Source organism: Neobacillus drentensis NBRC 102427, from assembly GCF_001591445.1.
GTDB classification, from domain to species: Bacteria; Bacillota; Bacilli; order Bacillales; family Cytobacillaceae; genus Neobacillus; species Neobacillus drentensis.
Genome location: NZ_BCUX01000008.1, coordinates 138,533 through 153,394 on the forward strand (window position 1 = coordinate 138,533; position 14,862 = coordinate 153,394).

Sequence of the window (14,862 nt, forward strand, 5' to 3'; positions counted from 1 at the left end):
AGGCACCATCCCTTTAATTATGCTTTTGATAATAATTGTTCTAATTCATTCAGTTTCTCTTCAAATACCTTACAGGCATTCTTGATTGGATTAGCACTTGTCATATCTACACCAGCTTTTTTCAGGACTTCAATTGGATAATCTGAACTTCCTGAACTTAAAAAGTCGATGTATCGTTTGACTGCCGGCTCACCCTCTTCTAGAATTTGTTTGCTTAACGCAGTAGCTGCACTAAAACCAGTGGCATATTGGTAAACATAATAATTGTAATAAAAATGCGGAATTCTTGCCCATTCTAACCCGATTTCCTCATCTATTACAATATCCTCTTCTCCGAAATATTTCTTATTTAATTCGTAATAGCTTTCCGTTAAGGCGTCTGCAGTTAACGCCTCGTTATTTTGGGCCTTTTGATGGATCATGTGTTCAAACTCTGCAAACATAGTTTGCCTGAACACGGTGCCTCTAAAGCCTTCTAAATAATGATTGAGTAAGTAAATACGTTTTTGTTCATCATCAATGGTTTTCAGTAGGTAGTCATTAAGAAGTGCTTCATTACATGTTGAAGCCACTTCAGCAACGAAAATAGAATAGTTGCCATAAGGATACGGCTGTGATTTTCTTGTATAATAACTGTGTACTGAATGGCCAAATTCATGGGCAAGTGTAAATAAATTATTTACATTATCCTGCCAATTCATCAGAATATACGGATGTGTACCATATGCTCCTGAAGAATAGGCCCCACTCCGCTTTCCTTTATTTTCATGGACATCGACCCAGCGATTTTCAAAGCCCTCTTTTAATATATTCGAATATTCCTCGCCTAATGGGGCTAACCCTTTAATGACTAAATCTTTTGCCTCTTCGTATTTAATTTCCATTTTCACATCTTTGACAAGAGGTGTGAATAAATCATACATATGAAGCTCATTAAGCCCTAGGACTTTTTTACGAAGCTTGATATAGCGATGTAATAAATGAAGATTATCCGTAACCGCATTAACAAGGTTATCATAAACACTTTCTGGGATATTGTTTGCAGAAAGGGCAGCATGTCTGGCTGAATTATACTTTCTTACCCTGGCATTAAAATTATCCTTCTTCACATTCCCACTTAATGTACTTGAAAATGTATTTTTAAAATCGCCATACGTCTTATATACTGCCTTAAAGGCATCTTGTCTTACTCTAGGGTCTGCGCTTTCTAAAAAGCGGATATATCGGCCATGAGTAATTTCTACCTCTTCGCCATTTTCATCTTTAATCGTTGGAAATTCGAGGTCTGCATTGTTCAACATCCCAAACGTATTGCTAGAAGCATCCATCACTTCGCTCGCCTCAGCGAGCAATGCTTCCTGCTCCGCTGTCAGGACATGCGGTCTTTGCAAATTAATTTCAGCTAAAGCATGCTCATACAATTTTAATTCCGGTTTCTCATTTAAGAAGCTAGTTACTTTGCTCTCATCTAGTGAGAGAATTTCCGGAACAATAAATGCTAACTGACTGGCTGCCTGTGAATACAGATTCTTCATTCTGTCATCTAAACCTTGGTAAAATGAGTTCGTAGTGTCTTGGTCATAACGCATATGTGAATATGTATAAAGCTTTCCAATCCGTTCTAACAGTTTATCTTGGAATTGAAGAGCTTCATAAAGTGTTTCTGCGCTTTCTCCTAATTTCCCTTCAAAATTTTTTATCCCTGGGATTTGGCCTTTTACCTCTTGAAACTCCTTTTCCCACTCCTGGTCACTTGAGAAAATATCTTCTAATTTCCACGTATCTTGCTCTGGAATCTCATTTCTTGCTGGCAGTGATTTTACTGCAGTTTCATTTGCCATTCTTCATCCTCCATTATTTTTTTAGGCTTCGAAATGTAGTTATCATTTATTATATTCTCCTTAACTTTTCAATCTCCTTTTCTGTTTTGGCAGAAAGGACACTATTTACACCTCTATATAGTATGCCCTTATACCTGGTTTCATTTATTTATTTGATTGGATTCGATGATATTTTTGAAAAAATGCCAGCTTTGCTTCCTCTCTTTCGCGATTGGACTTGGGAATGGAGATGGACTTTTTCAATTGGAAAGTAGTTTCCCCTTTTCTTGCTATAATACCCAATTGGTCTAAGAGTAAAAGATAATCAGTAATCGCTAATAATGGATTAACCGATTCAAGCTGTGGTAAATTTCTTACGGCAATTTGCTTTTTACTCAGCCTCTTTTGTAAATGGAAGTTTATTTCATGAAGGGAAATTAAATCATAGGGTCTTTTTGAGGCAATAAAATCCATATATAAATACGTTTGCCAAATGATTGCTGGTGTCTGGAGAAGTAATGAGCGTGGGACGGGCAGGCCAATTTCTGGTGGCAATAAGAAAGGATTTAGATTTTTGTTATAAATTTCATGAAGGAAGGCTTTATGCTGTTTATTAGGATGAATAATCCAATTCAAATTAAATTTTTCAATTTCCCGTGTCCAGCTTGATAAATCAAAAGAGAGCTTTACCTTAGGTTCCACTAAGTCATTTACGTTCATTTTCATTATAGGGTGAAAAGTATGATGGACGAAGGCATTTTTAATGGAGTAGGGGTGAATTGAATCAATCAGATGAAATTGTTGTTTTTCGGGGCAATATGCTGGGATATAGAACTTTCCTGAGGATGTGGTCCGTAAAAATAAATACTGAAAGTTTGACAATGCAACAATATTCTTCTTTTTATTGTGGATTTGACTACTAGCAAGAATCCAAATTGGAATGTACCCTTTCTGCTGGTATGAATTCGTCCGCTTGATAAAATTACTTTCTGAAATAGTTGAGCATTGATACTCTAATGCGTATTTCCTTCCATTAAGATGGAAAATGATATCAGGCCGCTGCTGAATCTCCCGATCATAATATTCTAAAATGGCAGGAATCTTTTGTCCCACCAGCCACTTATAGAGTTGACGTTTTCCCTCCATATGGGATATTGATTCATTTTCATAAAAATTACGACAAGTTCCCCCTTGCTTATGTGCAAAATGAAAAATCCGCTGATCTCCTAATTTCAGCAATACCCTTTCTCCACAAATAGGGCAATAAAATTCTTCCTTGCTTCGAAGGTCCAAAAGTGCGTCCTTTTTGTAATCAAACCCTAGACAAATACTTTTACCAGTGTTTGTTAGTGCAGTTAACAATTATTTATCTCCTCCTTTTCTTTCATAATTCGCTATGTCTATCGATAATTCCTTTTAATATCAAAAAAAACTCGCCAATTCGACAAGTTTTTTAAAATGATTCTTACAGTAAGGGCGAGAGTAACCGCGCTGTGGATTCTAGGACCCTTAATCCTAGGTGTCTTTCATGAAACGTTTTTTTATCCAACTGTATAGAATATTCAAGGTCATTTATATATTCCGCAACGAGCTTCTGGGTACTTTTCGTTCGGAATAAAAAGGCATTTACTTCAAAATTCAAATGGAAGCTTCTCATATCCATATTGGATGTTCCAATCGAAGCCAGTTCATGGTCAACGATCACAATCTTACTGTGCATAAAGCCCCGCTGGTATTCATATACCTTAACCCCCGCTTCTAAAAGCTCTGGAAAATAAGATCTTGAAGCATGAAAGACGATCCGTTTATCAGGTTTATTAGGAACCAGGAGGCGTACGTCTACACCACTAAGTGCTGCAACTTTTATCGCCGAAAAGATATCTTCATCCGGAATAAAATACGGCGAAGCAATCCAAACTGATTTTTCCGCACTTGCAATCATTGAGAAAAAGATATTTTTAATAACACTCCATTCATTATCCGGTCCTCCAGCGATGAGTTGGACACCACCATGACTTTCATTATCATTTTGGGGGGATAAATATTCGGCTGTTAAGAAACTATGATTGGTCATATAGTACCAGTCTTGTAAAAAAATTAGCTGTAGCGTTCGAACAGCTTCCCCACGAAGCATTAAATGAGTATCACGCCAAAAGCCAATGGTCTTATCCCTTCCTAAATATTCATCTCCGATATTGAGCCCGCCAACAAATCCGATCGTCCCATCTATTATAATCATTTTCCGATGATTACGAAAATTAAATTTATTGTTTAAAAAAGGAAGTTTTACAGGCCCAAAAGTCACCATTTCAATCCCAGCATTTCTTAGGTCCTTAATATAAGACTTAGAAAGCTGCCAGGAGCCAACTGCGTCATATAAGAAACGAATCTTTACTCCTTGTTGGGCTTTTTCAATAAGTAAATCCTTAATTTCCTGACCAATATGATCGTGGCGAACAATATAATATTCAAGATGTATATGATGCCTTGCTTTTTTTAACTGTTCTAAGATATGGCGAAATGTTTCTTCTCCATTTGTTAAAATCTCTGTGGATGTATCGAAGGATATTGGGCTATTCCCAAGTTTTTGAGCCAAATTGAATAATTTCCCTTGATGTTCCCTCATTAAACTAAGCTTTTCTTCACTTCTCGGGTCATCCTCGCCTTCAACTGTCAAAAAAGCCTGTTTGTCTAAGAAATATTTCTTTCTAAACATCTTCTCCTTCCGATAATTACGACCGAAAAGGATGTAGAAAATAAAACCAACCAATGGAAAACTTCCTAGGACAACTAACCAAGTGAGTGTTTGTGTTGGATGGCGGTTCTCAAAGAATATTACAAAGCCAATAAAGATCACTGAAAGTGTGACCAATACACTCAAGAATCCAAAAATCCCGCTTGCTAATTGATCCCTAAAGAAAAACAATAGTACGGATAATACCCCCAAAAATATAATAACCCTTACTGTGTTTTTCAGTGTACTCACCTGCCAGATTATTTTCAAAAACTATTAATGTTAAAAATACCGATTTCAATATTGAAATCGGTACATTTATTAGCGAAAATATTTTCGTAATTCAGCAAAAACATTTTCGGCAAGTATTTCTTTTCCATATTCTTGAATTCGATGAATGGTAAGTTGTGTTTCAAAACCGTACTCAAGCAAAATACTCAAAATATCGTCAATTTCCTCTTCTTCAAATAAATCTTCAGGGAATTCCGTATAAAGATAGTATTTTCCTTCAAAATGATAAAGCATCGTAACTAAATCATCCAATCCAGAGCGATTGGATAAACTAATAACATCCTCAAAGTCTTTAAAGCCAATCAGGAATTCTAATATTTCTTCCTCAAGCAGGATACTTTCCTCATCGGAATGATTGGGATTGAAGTGATGATCCAAAAGCTCTTCAAGCTTATCCTCAGCAGGAAAATCTTTACCTTTTTCATTTGGGATTGGAAGTTCAAACTTTTGCCCATCTTTTGATAGCTGAGCTTTGGTAACAAGAACCTCTAAGCCTTTATCAAGTGCTTGGACTTGAATCCAAAGAGGACCTTCAATAACAAATTCTTCCTCATCATGAACTTCATCCATCATTTCCCAAAAAAGTTCTTCACTTCGTTCACGATTGTACCAAATTTCTTCGCGATCAAAGCCTCTTTCCTCTATATCACCATATGAAATATAAAATTTAACTGTGTAATCATTAATGCGTTCAATCTCCATCAAAAACCTCTCCCTTCCGTTTTCCAGATTGAAGGGACTAAATACCCCCAAGCAGATACTGCCTTAGCATTTACTTAAATTACAAAGAATTTTCATACCTTGAAAAAGTAAATACTCGTGTACTCTCATTTTATGACAAAAGTACTTATAAGGGAAATAAAAAAGGCTAAAATCTAAAAAACCGTGTAAACGCCTATTCATTTGCATTAAGATTTTCATTATATTGTAGCAAAATCGAGTAGAAACTACAAACGATATCAACTATTCTTTATATACAAAAAAAGACCTCCAAAAGAAGGCCTATTTATTTAATTAACCATTCGTTGTGCTTCACGAAGCTGAAACGTTCTGACTCTTCTTGGAAGGAATCGTCTAATTTCATCCTCGTTATATCCTACTTGCAAACGCTTTTCATCAATTATTATCGGCCTGCGCAAAAGACCCGGATTCTCTTTTATTAATCTAAATAAATCTTGAAGTGGCATTGTATCTAAGTTAACGTCTAATTTTTGAAATGTCTTGGATCTTGTTGAAATAATTTCATCCGTCCCATCTTCCGTCATTCGAAGAATTTCTTTTATCTCTTCCATTGTTAATGGCTCAGAGAAAATATTTCTTTCTGTGTATGGGATTTCATGCTCTTCTAACCATGATTTAGCTTTCCTGCATGATGTACAACTTGGTGAAGTGTATAGTGTAACCATCCGATTTTCACACTCCTTTATTATTTAAGTCATAAATTAATAAATCCAGTATATTTGAATAAGCAATTGTTAATATGTTCTTATTAAGACATTTTTAATAATAATTATAAATAAGTAATTTATATCATTAATTATACACCACAGTTTCTTAAAAGGGTATCCCTTTTTCAAAAAATATTGTAAGTCAAAAACAATACAAATTTATCTATTTCACTATATCAGACGAATAATTCTTCAAAAAGTTTCATAATTTATTAAAATTTTATATTGAATTTTTTCAGAACTTATTAGCCCTCTTGATATACTGTTCGTCTATTAAGGAAGAAAAATTGTGGGTCTTCAAGAAAAATATAATTTTCCTATCTTTAATAATCATTTTTTCACCTGACATAACAATTAACTAAAAACTTATTCTCAATTAAAAATTATTAATGAAAACGCATTCATTATTTTACAAATTATTAGTGAAAGTTATTTAATTTCCTCTTTAAATAAACAGTAAGTTCTTTTACAATAAGGGAGGGGATATTTAATGTCACGCTACAAATAATCAATATAGCTGATAAATGAAGGGAGTTAATACCATGGGCGCATACATACTTGATTTAACTATTGTTGCTTTACTAATTGTAGGGATTACTGCCTTAATGGGTGTTATTACAAACAGTTTTGGTGAAAAAGTGTTTGGTGGTAAAAATCGTAGTGAATTTGTTGATGAAAGTGCAAAATACCAGACTGGTTGGAAAACTGTCGGGGGTACCAAAAAATAGAACAAAAAAAAACGATCTCACAGCGGGATCGTTTTTTTTGTTTATTTAGATTGTACCTTGAATTGCTTGAATTCTTTCTCCGAGCAAAGCACAAAGTGACCAGGAGTAACCTCTCTAAATTCAACAGGCTCATTAGGTTCGTAGTTATGACTTGCCGGATCATATGATTTCCGTTTCCGTGTCCGTTCACTGATTGGGTCCGGTGCAGGAATCGCTGATAAAAGTGATTGTGTGTACGGGTGAAGTGGATTTTTATAAAGTTCATCCGCAGGTGCTAGCTCAACCATTTTACCAAAATACATAACACCAATACGATCACTAATGTATTTTACCATTGAAAGATCATGGGCAATAAAAAGATAGGTTAAGTTTTTCTCTTTTTGAAGTTTTTTCATTAAGTTAACAACCTGAGCCTGGATTGACACGTCCAACGCTGAAATGGGTTCATCAGCAATGATAAATTCAGGTTGGACAGCAAGGGCGCGTGCAATTCCAATCCGCTGACGCTGACCACCACTAAATTCATGTGGATAACGGTTCGCATGCTCTCTATTCAAGCCAACGGTTTCTAAGAGCTCATAAACTTGCTCCATCCGTTCTTGTTTTGTTTTCGCCAAACCATGAATGTCAATTCCCTCTGCAATAACATCAGCTATTTTTAATCTCGGGTTTAATGACGCATATGGGTCTTGGAAAATCATTTGCATTTTTCGGTTAAAATCTTTTAACTGTTTTTTAGACTTTTTGCCGTGGACATTTACGCCGTCATATAAAACTTCGCCGCCAGTAGCATCATACAAACGGATGATCGTGCGACCTGTTGTTGATTTTCCACAACCTGACTCCCCGACTAATCCCATTACTTCACCTTTAAAAATATCAAAAGAAACATTGTCGACTGCTTTTACTTCGTTCACTTTACCTTCATTAAAATATTGCTTTAAATTTTTTATTTCAAGTAGTTTTTCACGCTGAGCCATTTATTTTCCCTCCTTTTTTCCAGGGAACTGACTTTGACCAGTTTTCTCTAAGGTAGCTGTTGGAGCATTTCCAGCAAATTGATTTTGGCGTCTTTTTACAGCTTCTGGTGGGTTTACCTTAGGTGCATCAGGATGTAAAAGCCATGTAGCTGCATAATGTGTATCAGAAACTTTAAAGAATGGCGGCTCTTGCTCCAAATCTATTTTCATTACAAATGGATTACGTGGTGCAAACGCATCACCTTTTGGAGGATCTAATAAATCAGGTGGTGTCCCTGGGATAGAGAATAATTCCTCGTCATGGGTATCCATATCAGGCATTGAACTAATTAAGCCCCATGTGTAAGGATGCTGTGGGTTATAGAAAATCTCATCGGCAGTGCCAATTTCCACAATTTTTCCACCATACATTACTGCTACCCGATCGGCTACATTGGCAACTACCCCAAGATCGTGCGTAATGAAGATGATCGATGTATCAATTTTCTTCTGCAGATCCTTCATTAACTCAAGAATTTGTGCTTGAATTGTTACGTCAAGCGCAGTTGTCGGTTCATCGGCAATGAGGATTTTAGGATTACATGCCAATGCAATGGCGATAACAACCCGTTGTCTCATCCCTCCGGAGAACTGATGTGGATATTGATCCACACGAATTTCCGCCTTAGGAATACCAACTAGCTTTAATAAATCCACTGCTCTTTCTTTGGCAGCATGTCTGCTCATGTTTTGATGTTTAATAAGAGGCTCCATAATTTGCTTGCCAATTTTCATAGTTGGATTCAAGGAAGTCATTGGATCCTGAAAAATCATTGAAATATCTTTTCCACGAATTTTCTGCATTTCTTTATCTTTAAGTTTTGTAAGGTCTTTTCCTTCGAAAAGAATTTCACCACTTTTAATTTCAGAATTATGTTCAGGAAGTAAGCGCATGATTGATTTAGTTGTAACTGATTTTCCAGAACCTGATTCACCAACGATTGCTAATGTTTCACCATTATATAAATCAAAGTTTACACCACGAATCGCTTGCACTTCTCCAGAAAATGTATGAAACGATATTTTTAAATCCTTTACTTGTAAAACTTTCTCCATTTACATACACCTGCCTTCTAATCACGCATTTTTGGATCCAACGCATCTCGTAATCCATCCGCCACTAAGTTAAAACAAACCATAATAATAGCTATCATTAAGGAAGGAATTATCATTTGATAAGGAAAAGCAATCATAGATTTAAATCCTGAATTGACTAATGTTCCTAAAGATGCATTCGGTTCTTGTAATCCCAACCCAATAAAGCTCAAAAATGCTTCAAAGAAAATAGCATTTGGGATGGAAAACATCGTATTTATTATAATGACACCAAACATATTCGGAATCATATGTTTAAAAATAATAGAAGAATTGGAAGCACCTAGTGTTTTGGCAGCCAATACAAATTCCTGACCTTTAAATTTCAACACCTGTGCTCGAACAACTCGGGCCATACTAGTCCAGCCGGTTATCGTTAAGGCGATTATGATTGGAATAATACCTGGCTTTAACACCAAAATCATTAATACAACAACAATCAAGTTGGGGATACCAACAATAACTTCTATAATACGTTGCATAACACCGTCCACTTTGCCGCCTAAATAACCAGAAACAGCTCCATATGCGACTCCAATGGCCATATCAATTAAAGCTGCCATGAAGGCAATAAATAATGATACTTGTGTACCTTTCCAAATACGAGCAAATTGATCACGACCTAAATTATCAGTACCAAACCAATAATAGGCATCAATTTTCCGAACTTCATATGCGTTATAAACTGTGCCGTCTCTCCTGGATAATGTTCCATCAAAGGGGAGCCATTCTACATCTTCTAAACCTTGAATACGCGGCGGCAGGTTATTATGCTTTGTGTTTTGTGTATCGAAATCATACGGAGTAATCATCGGACCAACAAATGCCATAATAAGCATGATAGCTAAGACCACTAAACTAACAACAGCACCTTTGTTCTTCCGAACTCTTAGCCATGAATCCTGCCAAAAGTTCAGGCTCTTCTTGGCAATTTTTTCACTATTTGCCGGATCAATATGGGCAGGAGTAAACAGATCTTTTGAAATGGTAATGTTCTTGTTGCTCATTTAGTTTTCCCCCCCGATATACGAATACGTGGGTCGATGATTCCATATAGAATATCAACAATCAAAATAACTACCACAAATAATACTGCAAATAAAATATTAGTTCCCATAATGACAGGGTAATCATTCATATTAATAGATTTAACGAATTGCTCACCAAGTCCTGGAATTCCAAAAATTTGTTCAATTACTAGTGAACCGGTCATCAAACTAACTGCTAGTGGTCCAAGAACAGTCACAACTGGTATTAAAGCATTCCGGAGTGCATGTTTTAGACTAATTTGCCAGCGGCTTGCTCCCTTAGCTCGTGCTAAGGTAATATAATCCGAACCTAAAACCTCAATCATTTCAGTCCGCATAAACCTTGCGGCTATTGAAATTGGGAACATAGCTAATGCAATGGTAGGAAGAATCGTATATTCCGGTCCTTTCCATAACATAACAGGCAGCAAATGCAATTTAACAGAAATATAATACTGAAGTAATCCGGCAAAAATAAATGACGGTACTGATTTACCAACTACAGCAATAAATGTAGACCCATAATCTATCCATGTATTTTGCTTTAAGGCAGCAATTACACCCAAGAATATGCCAATTATTGCACCAACTATCATTGCCTGCAAACCTAATTGTGCAGATGGCCCGATGCGGTTAGCAATCAGTTCTGTTACAGGGGTATTGTCAAATTGAAAGGAGATTCCTAGGTCACCTTTTACCAAATTCCTCATATAATTAAAATATTGAACAGGCAGAGGTTCATTCAAACCATATTTATCCAGCAAAATTCCCCGCTGAACGTCAGAGAGCTTTTCGAAGTTATTAAAAGGGCTACCCGGAATTAGCTTCATGAGGAAAAATGTAAGTGATGTTACGATTAAAAGTGTAATGATCATATAGCCAGTTCGTTGTAAGATATATTTTGCCATGCTTACACCTCCTAATTTTCTAAATATTCGACGTTTTTCGACAATTTGCATACAGGTAAAAAGAGAGTATATTTCTTCAATATACTCTCTTTCTATTTGATTAGTATAGCTACTATTTTGTGATTTTAATCCACTGGTAACTATAGTCCGGACCAAATGCATGGTGTGCAAAGCCTTGAACCTTTGGATTGATAAGAAGGTTAACTGAACGTTGGTAAAGTGGTGCAATTGCTGCATCATCTTCTAACAAGATTTTTTCTGCATCTTGAAGAGCTTTCCAACGATCTTGTGGCTTAGCTACAAGTTCTTCACTAGCTGATTTAATTAACTTATCAAATTCTGGATTACCATAATCCATGTGGTTTTGTCCGCCGCCAGTAACCCATAGATCCATATATGTCATAGGGTCAGCGTAGTCAGGTCCCCAACCACCCATTAATAAATCGTAGTCTTGAGCGTCTTCACGAGCGATACGAATTTTAAAAGGTACAGCTTCAACAGTAATTTTTAATCCTGGTAAGTTTTTCTCTAATTGGTCTTTAACAAAAGCATCAGTTAATTTTGAAGTTTCAGTATCTTGACCAACATAAGTAAATTTCACTTCTTTAAGACCTGTTTCTTTAAGACCTTTTTCCCAAAGCTTTTTAGCCTCTTCTTTGTTAGTGCTTAGGTAAGTTCCAGCAGTATCACGGAAATCTTTACCATCTAAGAATGAGAAACCTTTCGGTACAAGGAAATCAGCAGGGATTGATCCGTTTGCTAATACATCCTCTGTTAAAGCCTTTTTGTCAACAGATAAAGCAATTGCTTTACGGATGTTAACATTTTTCAATGCTTTGTTCTTTTCGTTCATTTTTAACCACCAGATAGATGGCTCTTGGTAGCGTAGTAAATCTTTTTGTCCTTCAAATTGAGAAAGAATCGCAGCTTGTGCAAGCTTCCCTGTGATATCAGCTTCGCCTGCTGTATATGCATTTGCAGAAGCTTGTGGATCTTTAGAAACGTTAAAGTTGATTTTCTCTAGTGTAACGTCTTTAGCATTTACATAATCAGCATTCTTTTCTAATACCCATTCAGTTCCAGTTGGGCCGTCCCACTTAGTCATTTTAAATGGACCATTGTAAAGTAGGTGAGTAGCATCTTTCGCATAGTTAGCGCCTTCTGCTTCAACAAACTTTTTGTTTTGTGGGTAGAACAATGGGAATGTTAGGTAAGATTCGATATATGGAAGAGCTCTAACTAAAGTAATTTCCACAGTATAATCATCTAATGCTTTAATACCTAAATCATCAAGTTTTGCTTTACCAGCAACAATTTCAGATGCATTTTTGATTTTGCCTTCCATGAAGTATGCACCATATGGAGCAGCAACTTTTGGATCAATTGCACGTTGCCATGCAAACACAAAGTCATGAGCAGTAACTGGGTCACCGTTTGACCATTTTGTATCTTGTTTTAATTTAATTGTGATAACAGTTTTGTCATCATTGTATGTAGGTGCACCCTCAGCAACACCAGGAATAACTTTTTGGTCGGGATCTAAACGATATAAACCTTCATTTGTAGCATTTAACATTGTGAAGCTTAATACGTCTTGAGACATTACGCTGTCCATGGATGGAATTTCTGCAGTTTCAAGAACATTTAGAACTTGTTCATCTGCTAAAGTTGTTTCCTCTGTGCCAGCATTTTTCTTGCCTTCATCCGTTTTCTTGCCTTCATTCTTAGTTCCGCCTGAACATGCTGCTAGAAACATGCTTAGAACTAGTGATAGTACTAAAAGTAGTGAAAGTTTTGATTTCTTCACTAGTAGACCTCCCTTTTCTATTATTCTGAAAAATTACTACATTCTCTATTATACATATTTTCTACAAATTGTACATTATTTTTTTGAAATTAATTTACAGATTAACAACATTCTTTACATTTTCATTACGATTTCTTATGGTATAATTTGAACTTACACTGATTTTTGGTATAAAATACTTAAGTAAAAACCCTATTAAATTAATCTTTTGGAGGTTATTTAGTGAATTATCAACTTAAGAAAAGACTTTTTATCTTGGCCTTATTACAACTTTCCATATTAATTGTCTCCTTTTTTCTTGATCACAAAATCGCTTTGTTAAGCTATATAAATATATCTTTTTATTTCACTTCTGCACTCCTTTTAACATCTTTACTTCTATTTACTATTCATTCAGGGTTTTTTGATGTCATATCAAGGTCCTTCAGTTTTGCTTTTCAAAGAGGGCAAAACAAACGAAGATTTGATGAAATACCTCCCCTCTCAGAACTTATTACAGTTAATCAGCGACCACTAGTGTTTTACGGCTTAGGAACTGGATTGTTCATGGGTATTGCTTTATTCTTTTATTATTTTTTGCAGACTTGAAATTAAATATGCAGTTCATATATAATAATAAGCAATTGTATAGTACTTAAAAGGCTATGATAAAGAGTAGTACGTATTTCCCTTCGTCTTAGAGAGTTTGTGGCTGGTGTAAACAAACACGAATCAATACGGAATGGACTTTTGAGCTTCGGTCTGAACATTTAAAATGGTTAAAAAGTAGGATTAGACGTTTTCCTTGCGTTAAAAGGACTCCTGATTGTCGTGTTATGGGATGATCGTGGAATTGAGTGACTCATTTTTGAGTAATTTAGGGTGGTACCGCGAAACCATTCGTCCCTATTAGTTTTCCTGGGATGAATGGTTTTTTTTATATTTTTTTTGGGAGGAAATTTATCATGAAAACGATTTTTTCTGGTATTCAGCCAAGTGGAACAATTACCCTTGGAAACTATATCGGAGCATTAAAACAGTTTGTCGAAATGCAAAATGATTACAATTGCTTCTTTTGTATCGTTGACCAGCATGCCGTTACGGTTCCACAAGATCCAATAACACTTCGTAAAAATATTCGAAGTTTAGCAGCGTTGTATCTTGCAGTTGGAATTGATCCAGAAAAGGCTACACTATTTATTCAATCTGAGGTCCCGGCTCACGCACAAGCAGGATGGATGATGCAGTGCGTAGCATACATCGGAGAATTAGAAAGAATGACCCAATTCAAGGATAAATCTACTGGGAAAGAGGCTGTACAGGCGAGTTTATTAACTTATCCACCACTGATGGCAGCTGATATTCTCTTATATAACACGGATTTGGTACCTGTCGGAGAAGATCAAAAGCAACATATGGAATTAACACGGGACCTTGCGGAAAGATTTAATAAAAAATACAGTGACATATTGACCATCCCCGAAATAAGTATTCCAAAGGTTGGAGCAAGAATTATGTCTCTACAAGAGCCAACAAAAAAAATGAGCAAATCTGATCCAAATCAAAAAGCAAATATCACACCTTTAGATGATCCAAAGCAAATTGTGAAAAAGATTAAAAGTGCGGTTACAGATTCCGAAGGGATTGTTAAATTCGATAAAGAAAACAAACCCGGAATATCAAACTTATTATCAATTTATTCAATCTTGGGTGGAAAATCTATTTCTGAAATTGAAGAAATGTATGATGGAAAAGGCTATGGTGAATTTAAAAGTGACTTAGCAGATGTCGCAGTTAATTTCTTTAAACCAATTCAAGATAGATATTATGAGTTACTTGAATCTCCTGAACTTGATCGTATATTAGATGAAGGTGCAGCAAAAGCAAATCTAGTGGCTAATAAGACTCTTAAGAAGATGGAAAACGCCATGGGACTTGGTAGAAAAACTAGGAAGTGAAAAAAAGCCTGACCCACAATAGATATGGAATCCATATCTTTTGGGTC

The 14,862-nt window shown here is 35.8% G+C and carries 13 protein-coding genes and 1 other annotated feature; of the genes, 3 read left to right on the forward strand and 10 right to left on the reverse strand.

Going from position 1 to position 14,862, the window contains the following annotated elements; genetic code table 11:
• Window positions 1-17: 17 nt before the first annotated feature.
• From pepF to spxA, 5 genes are all read right to left on the reverse strand, one after another.
• Window positions 18-1,841, reverse strand: coding sequence for an oligoendopeptidase F (gene pepF / locus BDR01S_RS04535; RefSeq protein WP_066252178.1), 1,824 nt, complete (start codon window positions 1,839-1,841; stop codon window positions 18-20).
• A 144-nt stretch (window positions 1,842-1,985) separates the two neighbouring features.
• Window positions 1,986-3,182 carry a competence protein CoiA gene (locus BDR01S_RS04540; RefSeq protein WP_066252175.1) on the reverse strand — a complete coding sequence of 399 codons (1,197 nt, stop codon included), beginning with the start codon at window positions 3,180-3,182 and terminating at the stop codon, window positions 1,986-1,988.
• Between the two features lie 103 nt (window positions 3,183-3,285).
• On the reverse strand, window positions 3,286-4,797 hold the full coding sequence (cls, locus tag BDR01S_RS04545) for a cardiolipin synthase (protein ID WP_066259804.1): 1,512 nt from the start codon (window positions 4,795-4,797) through the stop codon (window positions 3,286-3,288).
• A gap of 78 nt (window positions 4,798-4,875) precedes the next feature.
• Window positions 4,876-5,547: an adaptor protein MecA gene (mecA, locus tag BDR01S_RS04550; RefSeq protein WP_066252172.1), complete on the reverse strand. Its 672-nt coding sequence runs from the start codon at window positions 5,545-5,547 to the stop codon at window positions 4,876-4,878.
• Between the two features lie 308 nt (window positions 5,548-5,855).
• Window positions 5,856-6,251 carry a transcriptional regulator SpxA gene (gene spxA, locus BDR01S_RS04555; protein ID WP_066252169.1) on the reverse strand — a complete coding sequence of 132 codons (396 nt, stop codon included), beginning with the start codon at window positions 6,249-6,251 and terminating at the stop codon, window positions 5,856-5,858.
• A 584-nt stretch (window positions 6,252-6,835) separates the two neighbouring features.
• Here spxA and BDR01S_RS04560 point away from each other — a divergent pair.
• Complete coding sequence (locus tag BDR01S_RS04560) at window positions 6,836-7,021, forward strand: hypothetical protein (protein WP_066252166.1); 186 nt, start codon at window positions 6,836-6,838, stop codon at window positions 7,019-7,021.
• 41 nt (window positions 7,022-7,062) lie between these two features.
• Here BDR01S_RS04560 and BDR01S_RS04565 read toward each other — a convergent pair whose 3' ends face one another.
• The 5 genes from BDR01S_RS04565 to BDR01S_RS04585 form a co-directional block, all read right to left on the reverse strand.
• Window positions 7,063-8,001, reverse strand: coding sequence for an ABC transporter ATP-binding protein (locus BDR01S_RS04565; protein WP_066252164.1), 939 nt, complete (start codon window positions 7,999-8,001; stop codon window positions 7,063-7,065).
• On the reverse strand, window positions 8,002-9,096 hold the full coding sequence (locus BDR01S_RS04570) for an ABC transporter ATP-binding protein (protein ID WP_066252161.1): 1,095 nt from the start codon (window positions 9,094-9,096) through the stop codon (window positions 8,002-8,004). It abuts the gene before it with no gap.
• Window positions 9,097-9,113: 17 nt separating this feature from the next.
• Complete coding sequence (gene opp3C, locus BDR01S_RS04575) at window positions 9,114-10,142, reverse strand: oligopeptide ABC transporter permease (protein ID WP_066252158.1); 1,029 nt, start codon at window positions 10,140-10,142, stop codon at window positions 9,114-9,116.
• Window positions 10,139-11,071: an oligopeptide ABC transporter permease gene (opp3b, locus tag BDR01S_RS04580; protein ID WP_066252154.1), complete on the reverse strand. Its 933-nt coding sequence runs from the start codon at window positions 11,069-11,071 to the stop codon at window positions 10,139-10,141. The genes opp3C and opp3b overlap by 4 nt, the downstream gene beginning before the upstream one ends.
• A gap of 112 nt (window positions 11,072-11,183) precedes the next feature.
• Complete coding sequence (locus tag BDR01S_RS04585) at window positions 11,184-12,878, reverse strand: peptide ABC transporter substrate-binding protein (protein WP_066252151.1); 1,695 nt, start codon at window positions 12,876-12,878, stop codon at window positions 11,184-11,186.
• 222 nt (window positions 12,879-13,100) lie between these two features.
• Between BDR01S_RS04585 and BDR01S_RS04590 the strand changes: the two genes are divergently transcribed.
• A complete protein-coding gene (locus BDR01S_RS04590; protein WP_066252148.1) occupies window positions 13,101-13,466 on the forward strand; it encodes a DUF3899 domain-containing protein in 366 nt (121 codons plus the stop codon).
• A gap of 47 nt (window positions 13,467-13,513) precedes the next feature.
• Window positions 13,514-13,768 (forward strand) — a binding site (T-box leader).
• A gap of 51 nt (window positions 13,769-13,819) precedes the next feature.
• Window positions 13,820-14,815, forward strand: a complete 996-nt coding sequence (trpS, locus tag BDR01S_RS04595) for a tryptophan--tRNA ligase (RefSeq protein ID WP_157406108.1) — start codon at window positions 13,820-13,822, stop codon at window positions 14,813-14,815.
• Window positions 14,816-14,862: the final 47 nt, after the last annotated feature.